General features: G+C 63.7%; 17 protein-coding genes. 15 read left to right on the top strand and 2 right to left on the bottom strand.

All coding sequences use genetic code 11. From position 1 onward, the window contains the following. Positions 1–194: 194 nt before the first annotated feature. From BLT16_RS17490 to BLT16_RS17460, 7 genes are all read left to right on the top strand, one after another. Positions 195–1388, top strand: a complete 1194-nt coding sequence (locus BLT16_RS17490) for a GGDEF domain-containing protein (protein ID WP_176817270.1) — start codon at positions 195–197, stop codon at positions 1386–1388. Between the two features lie 59 nt (positions 1389–1447). Next, positions 1448–3241 (top strand): ABC transporter transmembrane domain-containing protein, encoded by a 1794-nt coding sequence (locus BLT16_RS17485; protein ID WP_089659886.1) that lies wholly within the window; start codon positions 1448–1450, stop codon positions 3239–3241. Positions 3242–4055: 814 nt separating this feature from the next. After that, a complete protein-coding gene (locus BLT16_RS17480) occupies positions 4056–4943 on the top strand; it encodes an NAD(P)-dependent oxidoreductase (RefSeq protein WP_176817269.1) in 888 nt (295 codons plus the stop codon). A 43-nt stretch (positions 4944–4986) separates the two neighbouring features. Further along, positions 4987–5832 carry an AAA family ATPase gene (locus BLT16_RS17475; protein ID WP_089659885.1) on the top strand — a complete coding sequence of 282 codons (846 nt, stop codon included), beginning with the start codon at positions 4987–4989 and terminating at the stop codon, positions 5830–5832. A gap of 3 nt (positions 5833–5835) precedes the next feature. After that, positions 5836–7014, top strand: coding sequence for a vWA domain-containing protein (locus tag BLT16_RS17470; protein WP_089659883.1), 1179 nt, complete (start codon positions 5836–5838; stop codon positions 7012–7014). 113 nt (positions 7015–7127) lie between these two features. After that, on the top strand, positions 7128–7775 hold the full coding sequence (locus tag BLT16_RS17465; protein ID WP_089659881.1) for a hypothetical protein: 648 nt from the start codon (positions 7128–7130) through the stop codon (positions 7773–7775). Continuing rightward, a complete protein-coding gene (locus BLT16_RS17460) occupies positions 7772–8533 on the top strand; it encodes a DUF3307 domain-containing protein (RefSeq protein WP_089659878.1) in 762 nt (253 codons plus the stop codon). The genes BLT16_RS17465 and BLT16_RS17460 overlap by 4 nt, the downstream gene beginning before the upstream one ends. A gap of 14 nt (positions 8534–8547) precedes the next feature. Here BLT16_RS17460 and BLT16_RS17455 read toward each other — a convergent pair whose 3' ends face one another. After that, the gene (locus BLT16_RS17455; RefSeq protein WP_089659877.1) at positions 8548–9108 is read right to left on the bottom strand and encodes a helix-turn-helix domain-containing protein; all 561 of its coding nucleotides are present in this window, start codon (positions 9106–9108) and stop codon (positions 8548–8550) included. 120 nt (positions 9109–9228) lie between these two features. Between BLT16_RS17455 and BLT16_RS17450 the strand changes: the two genes are divergently transcribed. Continuing rightward, a complete protein-coding gene (locus BLT16_RS17450; protein ID WP_089659875.1) occupies positions 9229–10443 on the top strand; it encodes a benzoate/H(+) symporter BenE family transporter in 1215 nt (404 codons plus the stop codon). Here the strand turns inward: BLT16_RS17450 and BLT16_RS17445 are convergent. After that, positions 10440–10889, bottom strand: a complete 450-nt coding sequence (locus BLT16_RS17445; RefSeq protein WP_245701746.1) for a hypothetical protein — start codon at positions 10887–10889, stop codon at positions 10440–10442. The two genes, BLT16_RS17450 and BLT16_RS17445, sit on opposite strands and share 4 nt — an antisense overlap. A 160-nt stretch (positions 10890–11049) precedes the next feature. Here BLT16_RS17445 and BLT16_RS17440 point away from each other — a divergent pair, with 160 nt between their 5' ends. The 7 genes from BLT16_RS17440 to BLT16_RS17410 all read left to right on the top strand — a co-directional run bounded on the left by BLT16_RS17440 (position 11050) and on the right by BLT16_RS17410 (position 18476). Continuing rightward, on the top strand, positions 11050–11643 hold the full coding sequence (locus tag BLT16_RS17440; protein ID WP_089659871.1) for a GNAT family N-acetyltransferase: 594 nt from the start codon (positions 11050–11052) through the stop codon (positions 11641–11643). A 158-nt stretch (positions 11644–11801) separates the two neighbouring features. Then, positions 11802–13523: a proline--tRNA ligase gene (locus BLT16_RS17435; RefSeq protein WP_089659870.1), complete on the top strand. Its 1722-nt coding sequence runs from the start codon at positions 11802–11804 to the stop codon at positions 13521–13523. Then, the gene (locus tag BLT16_RS17430) at positions 13504–14097 is read left to right on the top strand and encodes a transglycosylase SLT domain-containing protein (protein ID WP_422717935.1); all 594 of its coding nucleotides are present in this window, start codon (positions 13504–13506) and stop codon (positions 14095–14097) included. The genes BLT16_RS17435 and BLT16_RS17430 overlap by 20 nt, the downstream gene beginning before the upstream one ends. Before the next feature lie 74 nt (positions 14098–14171). Further along, the gene (locus BLT16_RS17425) at positions 14172–14831 is read left to right on the top strand and encodes a carboxypeptidase regulatory-like domain-containing protein (protein ID WP_176817268.1); all 660 of its coding nucleotides are present in this window, start codon (positions 14172–14174) and stop codon (positions 14829–14831) included. An 18-nt stretch (positions 14832–14849) separates the two neighbouring features. Then, the gene (locus BLT16_RS17420; RefSeq protein ID WP_089659865.1) at positions 14850–17147 is read left to right on the top strand and encodes a bifunctional diguanylate cyclase/phosphodiesterase; all 2298 of its coding nucleotides are present in this window, start codon (positions 14850–14852) and stop codon (positions 17145–17147) included. Between the two features lie 13 nt (positions 17148–17160). Continuing rightward, positions 17161–18021: a DUF3034 family protein gene (locus BLT16_RS17415; RefSeq protein WP_089659863.1), complete on the top strand. Its 861-nt coding sequence runs from the start codon at positions 17161–17163 to the stop codon at positions 18019–18021. A gap of 11 nt (positions 18022–18032) precedes the next feature. Next, positions 18033–18476, top strand: coding sequence for a group I truncated hemoglobin (locus BLT16_RS17410; protein WP_245701744.1), 444 nt, complete (start codon positions 18033–18035; stop codon positions 18474–18476). Positions 18477–18497 lie beyond the last annotated feature (21 nt).

Raw genomic sequence — 18497 nt, 5'->3', positions numbered from 1 at the left:
ACATTGGTAGACACCCTCTGGCGACCGGCGCAAGACCTGCCATGCTTGCTTATGCGTCCCCAGATGGCGCGGTAACTCGTCGCTCGGGTACGACTAAAATAATGCTAACTGCAGCAAGGGAACGGGAGGGCCAGCCCACGGCAGGCCGCCCCAAGGATGTGGCAATGTCGGTCAGCCTAACCACGATACCGTCAGTGGCAAAGTTCACAGCGTGGGCCGAGTTCGATGACCCTAAGCTGGAATCACGCTATCGCCGCACCACGCTCGGCCACGATGCTTGTCAGATGCAGCATGCTGCCCTGCTCGCCGCGGCACTCTTCCTGCTGTTCGGGTTCGCCGATCATGCGCTGATGGGCACCGAACGCCCTTTCATATGGCTGATGGCGATGCGCATAACAGTCGCCGCGAGCTGCATCCTACTGGCCATCGCAGTCCATCGCCAGCCGCGGCTGGCGCACCGCCGCTTGCCGATCAACCTGATCTGCCTGATAGCCATCAGCGGATTGCTGCTGACCATTCCGCTACGACCAGGCGGTTTCAGCACGCACCTTACCTCGGTGTTGGTGGTCAGTATGGCGCTGTATCTGCTGGTGCCCAACCGCCTGCCGTGGGTACTGGTGTGGAATGCCTACCTGATCGCCGGCTTCACCGCCGCCGTGCTGCTCTGGACGCCGGCCCCCATAAGCGTACTGACCACCAACCTGTTACTGCTCGGGGTCGTCAACCTGATCGGAGGCATCACCCAACTACGCCTCAACCGCCTGCAACGGCAACAGTATCTATCGTTGCAGGAGGAGCGCGACACCAATCGACGCCTGCAGGCGGAAATCGACGAGCGGCGACAGCTCGAGTGTCAGCTACGGCATAGCGCCAGCACCGACCATCTCACCGGCCTGCACAATCGACGCCACTTCTTCGAGCTCGCCGAACGCGAGCTGCGGCGCGCTCGGCGCAACGCCACGCCGCTGGCGCTTTTCATGATCGACATCGACCACTTCAAGCAACTCAACGACAGTCACGGTCATCGCATTGGCGATCAGGCCCTGATCGCGGTCGCCGCCAGCTGCCAAGCGGCACTGCGTGATACCGATATCATCGGCCGTTATGGTGGAGAGGAGTTCATCGTCGCGCTGCCCGATGCACCTCTGAATATCGCTACCGTCATTGCCGAACGCCTGCGCCAGCAAGTCAGCGAGCTGTTGCTGAACGCTGCAACCATGCCGATCAGGCTATCGGTGACGGTGGGCATCAGCCTGCTGTACGCCGATGAAACGACGCTGGACGACGCCCTGCAGCGTGCCGACTTGGCCCTCTACACTGGCAAGGCGCGCGGTCGTAATCAGGTAGTGGTCGCTCCGCCGACCTCGCTGACCGCCGTTGAGGCATGAGCCATCGAAGCCGGCAGCTGATAAGGTGATGCTGTCTGTCACCGGCCTGGATTATCCCGATGTCGTCCCAACCCGATCCACGCATTCTGCTGCGGCTGCTCGCCCTGCTGCACCCCTATCGCGTGCGCTTGATGCTAGCCGCGCTGACCCTGCTGGTCGCCTCAGGCAGCGTCCTGCTGCTGGGGCAGGGCCTGCGCCTGGTGATCGATCAGGGCTTCATGGCGTCCGATAGCGCCAGTCTGAACCGCGCCCTTATGCTGATGCTGGCGGTGGTCGCCGTACTGGCCGCCGCCTCGGCACTGCGCTACTACCTGGTGACCTGGATCGGCGAGCGGCTCGCCGCCGACCTGCGACGGCAAGTCTTCGACCACCTGCTGACCCTCGAGCCCGGGTTCTTCGAGAGTGCCGTACGCAGCGACCACGGCGCCGGTGAAATCACTTCGCGTCTTACCGCGGACACCAGCGTGCTGCAAAGCCTGTTTGGCTCGTCGGTTTCGATGGCGCTACGCAATGCCGTCATGCTGATCGGCGCCGTGGCGCTGATGCTGATCACCCAACCCTGGCTGTCGGCCCTGGTACTGCTCGGCATCCCCGCCACGCTGCTGCCAATCCTATGGTTCGGACGGCGGGTACGGCGCCTGTCGCGTTCGAGCCAGGACCGCGTGGCTGAACTGGGCCGCTACGCCGGTGAAGCCCTGGGAGGTATTCGCACCCTGCAAGCCTTCAATCACCAGGCTATCGACCAACAGGCCTATGGCCAACGCGTCGAGGACGCCTTCGGCACAGCGATCGTACGCACTCGGCAGCGGGCATGGCTCACCGCCGTTGCCATGCTGGCCGTGTTTGCCGCCGTGGGCATCATGCTATGGCAGGGAGGCCAGGCCGTGCTGGCGGGCACATTGAGCCCCGGCGAGCTGTCGGCGTTCGTGTTCTATGCCGTCCTCGCGGCCGGCGCCGTGGCCACCCTCGCCGAAGTCGCCGGCGACGTCCAGCGTGCGGCCGGCGCCGCGGAACGGCTACTCGAGCTGCTCGATACGCAGCCCCTCATCAAGGCGCCGGCATCACCAACGCCCCTTCCCTCCCCGCTACGCGGCGAGATCGGCTTGCATACGGTGAGCTTCTGCTACCCGGGGCGCGAGACCCCGGCACTGGATCGGCTGACGCTGACCATCGCGGCCGGCGAGCGAGTGGCGCTGGTCGGCCCCTCCGGTGCAGGCAAGAGCACCCTGTTGTCGATGCTGCTGCGCTTCCACGATCCCGACAGCGGCTACCTGACGCTGGATGGCATCGATCTTGCGCGACTGGATCCTCACGCCCTGCGTAGCCAGCTGGGACTGGTCTCTCAGGAGCCCGTGCTATTCAGCGGCAGCGTGGCCGACAATCTGCGCTATGGCCAAGCGGATGCCCCCTATGCGGCGCTGCGCGAGGCCGCTGGTGACGCCAACGCGCTCGGTTTCATCGAGGCGCTGCCGCAGGGCTTCGATACCCCACTGGGGCCCGGCGGCGTTCAGCTTTCCGGCGGCCAGCGCCAGCGCCTGGCGATCGCCCGGGCGCTGCTCAAGAATCCCCGCGTGCTGCTGCTGGACGAGGCCACCAGCGCGCTGGATGCCGAAAGCGAGCGCTTGGTGCAGCAGGCGCTGGATACGCTGATGGAGGGGCGCACCAGCCTGGTTATCGCCCATCGGCTGGCCACGGTCATCTCCGCCGACCGCCTGCTGGTGATGGACCACGGTCGACTGCTTGCTGCGGGGCGCCATCACGAACTGCTCACCAGCAGCCCGCTCTATCGCCAACTCGCCGAGCTGCAGTTCGGTGAGTTGGCAACGCCCACCACTCTGCAGTCGCAGCGTTGAACCATGGTCGCATTGCTTCATGGCGCCCCGGCAACCACACTTGGTGCGTCGACTGAGAGCGCACAATGACAACAAGCCTCCGTTCGAACAAGCCGCCGAACAAAACATAAAAAGGTCCGCCAAGGATCAGGGGCGCTCGCCAGCTCGCCCCGGGAAGTACGCCAGCTTTTTTACTCCCCTGTTCCCCTCCTGCCATTAAGACAGTAGCGCTTCTCGGCACCTTGAATCCGTTCTTGTCTCGCGACCTCCACGACGCCAAGTGAATATCGTTCGTCATCCGGCATCGGTACCGTTGGCGCTTGCACTGATTTTTCTTCATGCATAAAAAAGGTCCCCCGAAGGGGACCAGGGGAGCACGCCAGCTCACTCGGTGTATCACCTCGATGGAGGTGATGTGGGCATTTCACTATCCGCAGCGCTCTTTTCTGTTGTTCTCCTTGTTGTGGCTGCGACTCAGGCGATGAAACGTGAAACGCCGATGTCTGTGTTTGTCTGCCTTATACATTGCACAGGCTGGGCCAACTTCCCCATATACACTTAATATTCAATGAGTTAAATAAAAATGACATGCCATGGGTTGGCTTGTCGCGACAGCATTCGTGCTGCTTTGCACCAAAAAGGGGCTTTTTTTGACCCTGATGCATTGCTTCGGCGCATCTACTGCTTTTCGCTTCCCAAACAGTGCATATTGCCATGCCTGCCGCCGATCTCATGCGCTGATACCGTCTGACGGCCACCTGCCAGGTCGCTGTGTCGGATTGCCGCTCCTGCCCCCTTCGCGCATGCTATGGCTTTTGTCTGTGAGGAGCATGCCATGTCTGACATCCGTCTCGGCTTTATCGGTATTGGCCTGATGGGCGACCCCATGACCCGCCGCCTGCTGGAGGCAGGCTTCGATGTCACAGTCTGGAATCGCACCCCGGACAAGACCCGCCCGCTGGTCGACGCCGGGGCCAGGGCGGCAGCCTCGGTCGCCGACCTGGTTCAGCGTGTAGATGCGGTGATGCTGTGCCTGGCCAACACCGAGGCTGTCGAGTCCGTGGTGTTCGGCGAAGACGGTGTGGCGGCACATGGCCGCCCCGGGCAGCAGTTGATCGATTTCTCCAGCAGCGACCCAGAGGCGACCCGCGACTTCGCCAAGCGTCTCGAGCAGACCTGCGGTATGGACTGGATCGACTGCCCGGTTTCAGGCGGCGTGGCCGGCGCCGAGGCCGGCAGCCTGGTGATGATGACCGGTGGTGCCGCTGCCGATATCGATGCCATCCGCCCCCTGCTCGCCCCCCTCGCTGCTCGAGTCACCCACATGGGCCCGGTGGGCGCCGGTCAGGTCACCAAGGTGTGTAATCAAATGGTGGTGGGCTGCCAGGCGGCCGTGCTGGCCGAGATGGTGTCGCTTGCCGAGGCCAGCGGCGTGGATGCCACCCGTCTGACCGAGGCACTCAGCGGGGGCTTCGCCGACTCCAAGCCGTTCCAGATCCTCACCCCGCGCATGGCATCGAGCGACTTCGCCAACCCGCCCTGGCACCTGCGTACCCTGCTCAAGGACCTCGATATGGCGACCGCCCAGAGTCGCCGCAGCGGCAGTGCTACCCCCATGAGCGGCCTGGCCGCCCAGCTGCTGCGCGCTCACGCCAACCGCGGCCATGGTGAGCACGACCCGGCGACGCTGGTCGAGGCCTATCGGCAAGCCGAGCAACATTGATACACTCGTTTGAATCTACGACCGACTCCATAGAGGCCCACCCATGGCGTTTGACTCCACCACTTCCTACATTGCCACCGACGCCTTGAAGCAGGCCGTCAATGCTGCCGTTACCCTCGAGCGCCCGCTGCTGATCAAGGGCGAGCCGGGCACCGGCAAGACGCTGCTCGCCGAGGAGCTGGCAGCGTCGCTGGGCACCCGATTGATCACCTGGCATATCAAGTCCAGTACCAAGGCCGCCCAGGGCCTGTACGAGTACGACGCGGTAAGCCGCCTGCGCGACTCCCAGCTCGGTATCGAAGGGGTCGAGAACGTCGCCAACTACATCAAGCCTGGCAAGCTGTGGGAGGCGTTCAGCGCCGACGAGCGGGTGGTGCTGCTGATCGACGAGATCGACAAGGCCGACATCGAGTTCCCCAACGACCTGCTCCAGGAGCTGGATCGCATGGAGTTCCACGTCTACGAGACCGGCGAGACCATCGCCGCCCGCCACCGGCCGATCATCGTGATCACCTCCAACAATGAGAAGGAGCTGCCCGACGCCTTCCTGCGCCGCTGCTTCTTCCACTACATCGAGTTCCCCGACCGCGAGACCATGCAGGCCATCGTCGACGTGCACTTCCCCGACATCGCACCAAGGCTGGTCGGCGAGGCGCTGGAGGTGTTTTTCGAGCTGCGCCAGGCCCCAGGTTTGAAAAAGAAGCCCTCCACCTCGGAGCTGGTGGACTGGCTCAAGCTGCTGATGGCCGACGAGCTGGCCCGGGAGGCGCTCTATCAGCGCGATCCCGCCAAGGCGATTCCACCGTTGGCCGGCGCGCTGGTCAAGAACGAGCAGGACACCCAGCTGCTGGAGCGGCTGGCCTTCATGATGCGTCGCAAGGGGCGCTGAACGATGTTCATCGGCCTGTTCGAGACCCTAAAGCGCACCGGCGTCCCCGTGTCGCTGCGCGAGCTGCTCGACCTGCATGCCGTGGTCGAGCACGGCGTGGTGTTCGCCGACATGCAGGCGTTCTATCAGGTGGCGCGCACCGTGATGGTCAAGGACGAGCGGCATTTCGACCGTTTCGATCGCGCCTTCGCCGCCTGGTTCGACGGCCTCGAGAACCTCGACGCCGCCATCGAGGCGCTGATTCCTGACGACTGGCTGCGCCGCGAGTTCGAGAAACAGCTCTCTGCAGAGGAGAAGGCCCGGATCGAGTCCCTCGGCGGGTTGGAGGAATTGATCGATACCTTCAAGAAGCGCCTGGAGGAGCAGCAGGAGCGTCACGCCGGGGGCAACAAATGGATCGGCACCGGCGGCACCAGCCCCTTCGGCGCCTATGGCTACAACCCCGAGGGTATCCGCATCGGCCAGGACGGCTCCCGCCACCGCCGCGCGGTGAAGGTGTGGGACGAGCGACGCTTCAGCGACTATGACGACTCACTCGAGCTTGGCACCCGCAATATCAAGATGGCGCTGCGCCGGCTGCGCAAGTTCGCCCGCCAGGGCGCGGCGGCGGAGTTCGACGTCGATGCCACCATCCGCGAGACGGCCCGCGACGGTGGCCTGCTCAACGTGCAGATGCGCCCAGAGCGGCATAATGCCGTCAAGGTTCTGCTGCTACTCGATGTGGGCGGCTCCATGGATGACCATGTTCGCACCTGTGAGGAGCTATTCTCGGCGGTGCGCTCGGAGTTCAAGCACCTAGAGGCCTACTACTTTCACAATTGCCTCTACGAGGGGCTGTGGCGAAACAATGCACGGCGCCACGCCGAGCGCATCCCGACGCTGGACGTGCTGCATACCTACGGTGGCGACTACCAGGTAGTAATCGTCGGCGACGCCGCCATGTCGCCGTACGAGATCACCCACCCCGGCGGCAGCGTTGAGCACTTCAACCAGGAAGCCGGCGCGGTGTGGCTCAAGCGCCTGACGGACAAGTTTCCCCGTCTGGCCTGGCTCAACCCCATGCCGCCGCGCGCCTGGGAGATCACCCACTCTACCCAACTGATCCGCCAGCTGATCGACGACCGCATGTATCCGATGACCCTAGAGGGGCTGGAAGAAGCCATGCGGGAGCTAGCCCGCTGAGCGATAATAGCCCTAAAGGGCAATAATTAAGCAATATAGCCCTTTAGGGTTATTAATTTGCCAAATAGCCTTTTTCGGCTATGATAAGGGCGACGCTTCTCCGGACGCCTGCCATGACCCAGCGAATCGCCGTACTGACCGGCGACGTGATCGATTCACGTAAGATCGAGGATCGCCAGCGACTCTATGCACTGCTGGACGCTACCCTGGCCGCACTGGCAAGCCGCCACGGCGGTCGTGGCGAACGCTTCCGCGGCGACGGTTTCCAGCTCGCACTTCCCCGGGCCACTGCCGCCATGGAGGTGGCTATCGCCCTGCGTGCGGCGCTGATCGAGCATTCGGAGGTCGACCAGCGCTGGGATGCGCGCATTGCGGTGGCTGTCGGACCGGCCAGTTGGCCCGACAGCCGCCGGCTTGCCACCGCAGACAGCGAGCCTTTCGTGCGCTCCGGGCAAGACCTGGACGAGCTGAGTAAGCAGGGTATGCAGCTTTCGTTAGCACTGATCGATGAAGCGGACGATGGTAGCCTGGCCCTGCTGACGCGTTACCTGGACGACATGGTAGCCAACTGGTCGCGCTACTCGGCGCAGGTGGTCTGCCTGAGCCTGGAGCAGGCAGCGTCGCAGCAGGCCATGGCCGAGCAGCTTGGCATCCGCCAGCCCAGCGTGCACAAGCGTCTGCGCGCGGCACGCTGGCCTCTGCTCAGCGATACCCTCGCCTATCTCGAAACACGCCTGGTCGACGAGGATGCACGCCGATGAGCCCGAACGACCTGTCGCTCCTGCTGGGGCTGGTGCTGGCCCATCTCATCGGCGACTTTGTGTTGCAGCCTCGTCGCTGGGTCGAGGAGCGCATACGCCGCCAGCACCGCTCGCGCCATCTGCTGCATCACGTCGGCGTACACGCCTGCCTTACCGCGGTGGTGCTGCTGGTCGCCTTCCGGCTAATGCCGGGTGCGCCGGGGCTGCTGGCGGCATTCGCCGGCGCCGCTGGTGTCGCCATCAGTCACTGGCTGATCGATCTGGTCAAAGCGAAGCTTCCCGGCAAGCTACGCTGGTTCCTGCTCGACCAGGCGCTTCATCTGCTGGTACTGGCCGCCGTATGGCTGATCTGGCTCGGCAGCACCGCGCCGCTGGCCATGCTGCTGGAGTGGTTGGTGGCAGCACAGACCCTGGGGCTTATCGTCGCCTACCTGCTGATTACCCGCCCCGTGTCGATCATGATCGGGCTGGTCATGCGGCGCTGGAGCCAACAGCTCGAGACACCCGGCACGCTAGCCGAGGCCGGTGCCCGCATCGGTATGCTGGAGCGGTTTCTGGTGCTGACGCTGGTACTGCTCGACCAGCTGACCGCAGTGGGCTTCCTGCTGGCCGCCAAATCGGTGCTGCGTTTCGGCGACCTGAAGAGCGCCCAGGATCGCAAGCTCACCGAGTACGTGCTGCTGGGCACCCTGCTCAGCGTAGCGTCGACCCTCGCCCTCGGGCTGCTCCTGCGACTGCTGATGACGGGGCCCGTCTAACCAGACTTGCCACGTCACTCGCCGGAAGCCGCACCGGGCAGATAGTGGATCACGTCGTGAAAGCGCATCACGCCATCTCCCAGGTTCTCCATCTCATGATGGCGGTCGGCATGGAAGCGTAGCCCCTCCCCGGCGGCAAGCCTGCGCTGATCGCCGTCGACGCTCAAGCCCAGGGTGCCCTCCACCACCACGATATGTTCGACCACACCCGCGGCATGAGGCGCTGATGCACTGACGGCCCCGGGTGCCATCTCGATCTCGAACATCTCGAAGCCCAGCAGCGGGTCGAAGGGAAACAGCAGCCGCGCCTGCATGCCTGCCGCGTCGTGTCCCCAGCGCGCCTCTCCCACCGCCTCCACTTCGCCGGGCGCAGCGAACAGCGACGAGAAGGAGACCACGAAACCACTGGCGATCTTCCACAGCGTGGCAACGGTGGGGCTCGACTCGCCGCGCTCGATCTGACCCAGCATCGCCTTGCTGACCCCGGTGGCCCGGGCAGTGCGATCGAGGCTCCAGCCCCGCGCCTGACGCAGCGCCTTGAGGCGGCTGGCAATATGCCCGGCAATGTCCTGCATGGTGGCTCCTTGGTAACGGCTGATTGACACTGCTTGTGCGTTATAGCGCACGAATGGTATGGTGCTGCGCATTGTACGCTATAACGCACAACCGACCATATGATCACACTGGGAGCCCAGATGTCACATCCTCCGCTCATTCAGGGACGCGATGCCAGTGTCGGACGCTCCGTGTGGCGCGATATCAGCCTGTCGAGCGTCACCGCTGGCCTGGTGGCAGTATTGATCGGCTACGGCAGCTCGGCGGTGATCATTTTCCAGGCTGCCGAGGCGGCAGGCGCCTCCGAGGCCCAGATCGGCTCCTGGCTGTGGGCACTGGGCATCGGCATGGGGCTGACCTCGCTGGGGCTGTCGTTGCGCTATCGCATGCCGGTGCTCACCGCCTGGTCGACGCCCGGCGCCGCGCTGCTGGCCACCAGCCTGCCCGGCGTGCCCATGGCGCAGGCCATCGGCGCCTTCCTGTTCTCGGCGGCACTGATTACCCTGTGCGGCATCACCGGCCTGTTCGGCGCGCTGGTCAAGCGCATACCGGCCTCGCTGGCCGCTGCACTGCTGGCGGGCGTACTGCTGCGTTTCGGGATGGATCTGTTCGTGGCACTGGAGCAGCAATGGCTGCTGCCACTGGCGATGCTTACGACCTATGCGCTGAGCCGTCGCCTGATCCCGCGCTACGCTATCGTCGCTGTGCTGCTGGTCGGGGTCGGCGTTGCCGTGGGACAGGGGCAGCTGTCGCTGGCGGGCGTAGGTCTCACCCCTACTGTGCCGGTGTTCACCGCACCCGAGTTCGCGCTGTCGACGCTGATCGGTATCGGCATACCGCTGTTTGTGGTCACCATGGCCACCCAGAACCTACCCGGCATCGCGGTGTTGCGCGCCGCCGGTTACTCCGCCCCCAGCTCTCCGCTGATCGGCTGGACCGGGGCCGCCACCCTGGCGCTGGCACCCTTCGGCGGCTATGCGCTCAATCTCGCCGCCATCAGCGCCGCGGTATGCATGGGACGCGAGGCCCATGAAGACCCCGCACGCCGCTATACTGCCGGCGTGGCGGCCGGCGTCGGGTATCTGATCATGGGCATCTTCGGCGCCACCGTCACCGCGCTGTTTGCGGCGTTCCCGGCGCCACTGATCATGGCATTGGCGGGGTTGGCGCTGCTGGGCACCATCGGCAACGGCCTGGCCGGGGCCGTGGAAGACGCCAGCCAGCGCGACGCCGCCGTGGTAACGTTTCTGTTCACCGCTTCTGGCGTCACGCTACTGGGGATCGGGGCCGCCTTCTGGGGCCTGCTGGCAGGCATGGCCATGCTGGGCATCGGCAACGCCCGTCGTCGGCGCTAGAGCGTCTCGAGCCGTTCGGCGTCGTCGACTCCTGACATCCGCACCAGCGCCAGCGCCTCATCGAGGCTCTCGACCCGCTCGGCCAGCAGCAGCTCGTGGTCGAGCTCGACCGGCTTGCCGAGGTGCTCGGCCAGCATCAGCTCCAGCGTCGCTATATCGAGCTCCTCTTCGAACGACACGCTATCGACCTGTGCCTGGGTATGGCCACTAGGGAGATAGATGGTGCCGTTGGAGAAGTCCACGGCATAGGCCACGACGCCGGGAATGATGAAGAACAGCAGGCCTACCCCATTGGCCAGCGCAATCCGCGGGTCAATGTCGCCGCTGGCCTGCCCCTTGCGCTCTGGGTGCAGCAGCGTGCCACAGCCCGCCAACGCCAGTGCAGTGGCTACGACGGCCAGACGCACCAGCCAGCGGCGCACGCCAGACTGTGTGGTTGTTATCATTACGAAGTTTCCCCCTGCGTGAACGTTGTAAAGGCTATCACAGTCCGACTGTCTGCGCCTGGCGACGCCTGTGGCACACATCTGGTCGCGCTCGGGATTGGCGGCCAGTGGCCGGACTGATAGCGTGCACAGGAAATACGCAAGCCGTGAGGAAGCGCACATGTCGACCATCACGCTGAGTACCTGCCAAGGTCGCGCCATTGCCCCACATCTCGACGCCTTGGCGCAGCTGCGCATTCGTGTGTTTCGCGATTTTCCCTACCTCTACGATGGCGACCTCGACTACGAGGCCGACTACCTGGCCCGTTACGCCGACTGCCCGCGCAGTCTGTTTGTACTGGCTTTCGACGGCGATACCCTGGTGGGGGCAGCCACCGGCATGCCGCTGACCGACGACCTGGCCGAGTTCCGCGCCCCGTTCGAACAGGCCGGCATCGATATCGGCAGCGTGTTCTACTACGGCGAGTCGGTGCTGCTAGCCAGCTACCGAGGCCGCGGCATCGGCAAAGCCTTCATGGCCGAGCGCGAGGCGCATGCTCGCGGCGAGGGCTTTGCCAGCGCCGCCTTCTGCGCCGTGGAGCGCCCCGACGACCACCCATTGAAGCCATACGACTACGTGCCACTCCATGGCTTCTGGCGCTCGCAGGGCTATGAACGCCACCCTGAACTGGCTACGACCTTCCACTGGAAGGATATCGGCGACGCCGAGGAGACCCATAAACCGATGGTGTTCTGGCTCAAAGTGTTGAGGTAATAGCTAGCCGGCAAAGCCAATGGGGCGAGGGGCGCCGGGACAGGTCGAAAAGGGGGTTTTTTGCCGCCACACACGCTTGACCGTACAATGCCCCAAACGCCGCCATCGCGGCACGCCGACTCATGTCACGCCCCATGCTGGAAGGAAACGCCGGACCCATGCGCGCCACCCAACTGCTGCTCTCGACCCTCAAGGAAACCCCCGCCGACGCCGAAGTGATCAGCCATCAGCTGATGCTACGCGCCGGCATGATCCGTCGCCTCACTTCCGGCCTCTACACCTGGCTGCCGCTGGGTCTGCGCACCCTGCGCAAGGTCGAGCGCATCGTCCGCGAGGAGATGGACCGCTCCGGCGCCCAGGAAGTGCTGATGCCGGCCGTGCAGCCCGCCGAACTGTGGCAGGAGTCGGGCCGCTGGGAGCAGTATGGCCCCGAGCTGCTGCGTCTCAAGGATCGTCACCAGCGCGACTACTGTGTTGGGCCGACCCATGAAGAGGTGATTACCGATCTGGTGCGCAAGGAGATCAGTAGCTACAAGCAGCTGCCGGCCAACTTCTACCAGATTCAGACCAAGTTCCGCGACGAGATCCGCCCGCGTTTCGGCGTGATGCGCTCCCGCGAATTCATCATGAAGGACGCCTACTCCTTCCACGTCGATGAGGCCTCGCTGCTCGATACCTACCAGGTGATGTACGATGCCTATGTGCGCATCTTCACCCGTCTGGGGCTCGATTTCCGCGCGGTGCTGGCCGATAACGGCTCGATCGGCGGTACCGGCTCCCACGAGTTTCACGTGCTGGCCGACTCCGGCGAGGACGATATCGTGTTCTCCACCGAGTCCGACTACGCTGCCAATATCGAGAAAGCCGAGGCCCTGCCGGCACCGCTGGGCAGTGACGCCCAGCGCCCCGCCCCCGGCGAGGAACTGCGTCTTGTCGATACCCCTAACGCCCGCACCATCGCCGCCCTGGTGGAGCAGCACGGGCTGCCCATCGAGAAGACCATCAAGACACTGATGGTCGAGGCCGCCGAAGGCGGTCTTATCGCCCTGCTGGTGCGCGGTGATCATGAGCTCAATGAGATCAAGGCCGAGAACCTGCCCGAGGTGGCCGCCCCGCTGTGCATGGCCACGGAGGAGCAGATCCGCGCCGTGGTAGGTGCCGGCCCCGGGTCGCTGGGACCGGTCAATCTCGACATGCCGGTCATCATCGATCGCAGCGTGGCGCTGATGAGCGACTTCGGCGCCGGCGCCAACGTCGACGGCAAGCACTATTTCGGCATTAACTGGGAACGCGACGTGGCACTGCCCAAGGTAGCCGACCTGCGTAACGTGGTGGAAGGCGACCCGTCACCGGACGGCAAGGGCCGCCTGGCCATCAAGCGCGGTATCGAGGTCGGCCATGTCTTCCAGCTCGGCAAGAAGTACTCCGAGGCGATGAATGCCACGGTGCTCGACGCCAACGGCAAGGCAGCCCATCCGTGGATGGGCTGCTACGGCATCGGCGTGACCCGTGTGGTGGCCTCGGCCATCGAGCAGAACCATGACGCCGGCGGCATCATCTGGCCCGACGCCATCGCCCCCTTCGAAGTGATGCTAGTGCCAATGAACGCTCACAAGTCAGAGCGGGTGCGCGAGACCAGCGAGCGGCTCTACGCGGAGCTTCGTGCGGTCGGCCTCGACGTGCTGCTCGACGACCGCGATACCCGCCCTGGGGTCAAGTTCGCCGACCAGGAATTGATCGGCATCCCCCATCGACTGGTCATCGGCGATCGCAGCCTCGACAACGGCGAGCTCGAGTACAAGGGCCGCCGCGACGAGGCACCCACCATGGTGCCAGCCGACCAGATCATCGACTTTCTGCGTGAGAAGGTCGCGCGCTAATCCCGCCGCGGCCGTCCTGCTGGCGGTAACGCTGAGCTGCTCGGCCCCGGCAACGCTGGCCGAGCCGCGCCACGCCGTAACGCCTGGGCTGCGTGCGACCCTCGACGGTGTACTCGACGAAGCACCGAGTGCGGCGCAGATCTGGGCGTCCAGGCAATGGCTGAGCACCATGGAGCCGCGCCTGGCGCGTTTCGTTCCCGATCCCGACACGCGCATGCTGATGCTGGAACGCATCTACCAGGAGGCCCAGTTAGCCGGCCTGGCCCCGGAAATCGTGTTAGCCGTCATTCAGGTTGAGAGCGGCTTCCAGCAACAGGCGGTCTCCTCCGCCGGTGCCCAGGGACTGATGCAGATCATGCCGTTCTGGATCAACGAATTGGGGCGCCCCACCGATGACCTGTTCGACCCGCTGCTCAATCTTCGCTACGGCAGCACCATCCTGGCCCACTATCTGGCAGTGGAACGCGGCGATCTGACGCGTGCCCTGGCACGTTACAATGGCAGCCGCGGCGAAACCTGGTACCCCGAGCGGGTGATGCGTGCCTGGAAGCAGCATTGGTGGATACAGCGTTAAGCCCGCCTGATGACACTACCCCACCTAATACACCACCATTAGCGCTTCTCCTCTAATAAGCTGATCAGACTCCCATGCGCTCTGCTCTCCTTACCCAGCGATTGGTCGTGATGCTGACGACACTTCTGCTTGCCAGCCCGGCCGCAGCCACGCTTCTCATCATCAGGGACGCCGAGAGCGGCGATGCGCTTTCCGATGCGGTGATCGAAGTCCACGTTAGCGGCGAGGCAGGTCGACCTGGCGTCGACGATGACATCATCCAGCGCGACGCCGCGTTCCATCCGCATGTCACCGCCGTGCCGGTGAACAGCCGCATTCGCTTTCCCAACCAGGACAATACACGCCATCACGTCTACTCTTTTTCACCAGCCAAGGTATTCGATCTCAATCTTTTCCTGCGCGATACGCCGCCGCCAGTCACCTTTGATCAGGCCGGGGTCGTGGTTCTCGGGTGTAACATTCATGATCATATGCAGGCCTTCATCGTGGTCAGCGATGCCGCGCACGTCGGGGTTACGCAGGAAGAAGGCAGCTGGCGGCTTCCCGATCTGCCCGCTGGTGCGCATCGCCTGAGGGTCTGGCACCCGCGCCTAGACGACAGCCACCAGCAGTGGCAGGAATTCTCTCTTTCAGATCAGAGCCAGCAAGAGATCCTACTGACCTTGACGGCCTCACCGCCGCCCCCCTCTGAGCCTTCGGCCCTGCAACAGCGATTCCGTGATGCCACGCAGTGACGACAAGCAGGCACCGAGGTGAGTTTTCGTAGCCGCCTGCTCAGTGTGATGTTGGCCGTGGTGGTGTTTTCTCTCACCGTCACCGGCGGCGCCTTCCTGCGGGTGGTGTATCAGGATGCGCTCGCCAAGGGTGAACATGACCTGGACGTTGGTGTTAACGTACTCCAGCAAATCCTCGATGAGCGCGGCCAGCAGCTGCGTAGCAACGTGGCAATCCTGGCCGATGATTTCGGTTTCAAGAGCGCCGTTGCCACTCAGGATACCGATACGCTACGCACCGTATTGGCTAACCACGGTGATCGTGCTGGCGCCGACATGGTGCTGCTCAGCGACCTCTCAGACAACTTGCTGGCTAGCAGCCATCACCCGGCCGGAAACGCATTACCTTTTACCGATTTGCTGGAGCAGGCGCGGCTGGAGGGAGCAGGCGTCGATGTGATCGTCGAAGCCGGGCAGCCCTATGAATTCGTGCTGCTTCCAGTACGAGCACCGAACCTGATTGGCTGGGTGGGCATGGGGTTCTTGATCGATGAGCCGCTGATCGAGGAGATTCACACCCTGACACGCCTGGATATCAGCGTCATCACCCAGCCAAGTGGAGATACCCCCTCCTATCTCGTCAGCTCGCGCCGCGGCTTGGCCAACCAAGTAGAGGTGCCAGACACCAACGCCATCACCAACGATCCTGACTACCTGACCCGTGAACTGGCTCTCAATGAGGCCGGCCCACAGCAGACGCTCGCCCTGGTTCAAGTATCGCGGGCGAGTCTCTTGGCCGCCTACCGCAACCTGCAGTGGCAACTGCTGGCCATTGTCGGATTGATCCTGCTGCTGACTACCGCTGCAGCGGCCTGGAGCGCCCGCAGCATGAGCCTGCCACTGACCCGACTGACCGATGCTGCGCGACGCATAGGCCTTGGCCAACGCCTCGAGACAATTGGTGTATCACCTCGCGGCGAGATAGGCTTGCTGGCCGGCACTTTACTGTCGATGCAGGCCGATATTGACGAGCGCGAACGCACGCTGCTACACCGTTCCCGCCACGACCCCTTGACCGACTTGCCCAATCGCAGCAGCGCACAGGAGTGCATCACGGCACTGATCGGGCAAGGGCAACCCTTCTCACTGTTGCGTCTCGCCATCGACCGGTTTCGCGATATCAACGACACCTTTGGCTATGCCCTCGGGGATAGAGCGTTGGTCACCTTGGCGCAACGGCTGGCAAACCTGCCATCTTCTGACTTCCAAGCGTTTCGTCTCAGCGATAACGAATTCTTGCTATTGGTACACAATGTGGCCCTGCCCGATGGTTGGGAGGACAGGCTACTGAACGACCTGAGCGATCCCATTGAACTGGACGCTTCGCCATTTCGCCCGTCGCTTTCGGCCGGCGAGGCGCATAGCCCTGCACACGGTGAAGACGCTCATCTGCTGCTGCGGCGTGCCGACATCGCCCTCGAGACGGCGCGTCGCCAGCGCAGCCCCTGGCAGTGCTACCAGCCGGGACAGGACGAGCAGCACTTCCGCCAGCTGACACTGATTCGAGACCTGCAGGAAGCGGCCAGAGAGTCCCAGCTGTGGATGGCCTATCAGCCCAAGATCGACGCCAGCACCGGGCGGGTATGTCAGTTCGAGGCGCTGATGCGCTGGCAGCATCCCAGCCTGGGATTCATCCCGCCGGATGAGTTCATTACCCTCGCCGAGCGCTCGGGCAACATCCGCCTGCTCACTCGCTGGATGATCGATAGCGTCTGCCACCAGCTTGCCGAATGGCGTCGCGCCGGGCAGCCCCATTCGGTCGCGATCAATCTCTCGGCCGAAGACGTTATCGATCCTCAGCTGGGGCAGCATCTGCTCAGCGTGCTGGACCATTATGGCCTCGACGTCGAGCAGCTGAGTCTCGAGGTAACAGAGAGCGCCGTAATGCAGGACCCTGCACTGGCCAACCGTTGCCTGAACGAGCTCAGACAAGCGGGGTTGACGGTGGCAATCGATGATTTCGGCACCGGCTACTCGTCGCTGGCCCAGCTCAAGCAGCTGCCGGTGGCCGCCTTGAAGATCGACAAGTCGTTCGTTATGTCGCTGGATACCCAGCCGGACGACGTTGTCATCGTGCGCTCCACCATCGAGCTGGGACATCGCCTGGGGCTGCGGGTTATCGCCGAGGGGGTAGAAACCGCTGCCATCGCCGCCATGCTGTGTGAGTTCGGCTGTGACGAGCTGCAGGGCTATTTGATTGCTAAACCGCTCCCGGGTCATGAGGTCGCCACCTGGCTCGCGCACTATCGTCCCCGCGACATCCTCCCCCTGGCATAGACTGGAGACTTTGATGCGCGTCATCCGCTCGCTACGACATATTCTATGGCGTTTCGTGTGCGCCGCTCTACTCGCCGCACTCTCTCTCAACGTTTCGGCCGGCAGCCGCTTGCTCGCCACCGGAGGCGTCACTCAGATCGAAGGCGCCGCAGGCGGTGGGCTCTCGCCCTGGGCGGTGCTTGCCGGCACGGCCAGTAGTGGCGAGGTGGGCCTGACCGCCATGGGGACCCGCGCCTGGTTGAACGACTATCGCCTCAGCGTCGGCGGCGTCGGACTAAACCTACATGACCATCTCGAGTTGTCACTGGCGCGGCAGCGGCTGGATTTAACCACCCTCGGGGGCGAACTCGAGCAGACTATCGTTGGCGGCAAACTGCGACTCTTTGGGGATCTGCTGTACCACCCCTGGGGCATCTGGAGTCTTGGCGTCCAGCACAAGTGGTTGGAGGATGGAGCCCTCCCCCGCGCGGTGGGAGCCACGGACACCCGCGGCACCGATCTCTATCTAAGCGGCAGCAAGCTGTGGTTTTCCGCCATCGCCGGCCGCAACCTGGTGACCAACCTCACCCTGAGACACTCGGCCGCCAATCAGGGTGGGCTGCTCGGCTACGGTGGTGATGCGAAGGATTCGGCCTCGCTGCTCGTCGAGGGCTCACTGGGGGTCTTCATTACACCGAACTGGATCATCGGGGCAGAGTACCGACAAAAACCCGATAACCTATCCTTTGCCGAAGAGGACGACTGGCAGAGTCTCTATAGCGCCTACTTTTTCAGCAAGCAAGTATCGCTCACCGCGGCCTGGCTGGAGCTCGGCTCCATCGCCGGTCTCGCCGATCAGCGCGGCGGATATGTGTCACTTCAGTTCGCCTACTGAGGAGAAATATCGTGCGTCACCGTTCTCGCGTCATGATGCTAGCAGCCCTCTTGAGCGCCATGCTGATGGCCGCAGGCTGCAGTCAGCGACAGTCGTCTCAAGCCCTTTTTGCCGAGTTGGGCGGCGAGCCTGGAATTTCGGCGGTGGTCGAGAACTTGATGTACCGGGTTGCCGATGACTCACATATCGTCGGCTTCTTCGCCAACACCAATATCGACCTCTTCGTTGCGTCACTGGAGCAGCAGCTATGCGACATTAGCGATGGTCCATGCGACTACCAGGGCCCACCCATGGATCGCGCGCATCAGCATATGGGCCTCGATGACAGCCACTTCAATCGCCTGGTGGAACACCTCGATGCCGCCATGATCGAAGAAGGCCTCCCATTACGGACACGCAATCGGTTATTTGCACGACTTGCCCCATTACACGCCGAGATAATGCGCTTGCAATAGACAGCACATTGGCAAAATCTC

This window comes from Franzmannia pantelleriensis, assembly GCF_900102875.1.
Lineage (GTDB): Bacteria > Pseudomonadota > Gammaproteobacteria > Pseudomonadales > Halomonadaceae > Franzmannia > Franzmannia pantelleriensis.
This window is presented reverse-complemented; position numbering and strand designations above follow the sequence as displayed.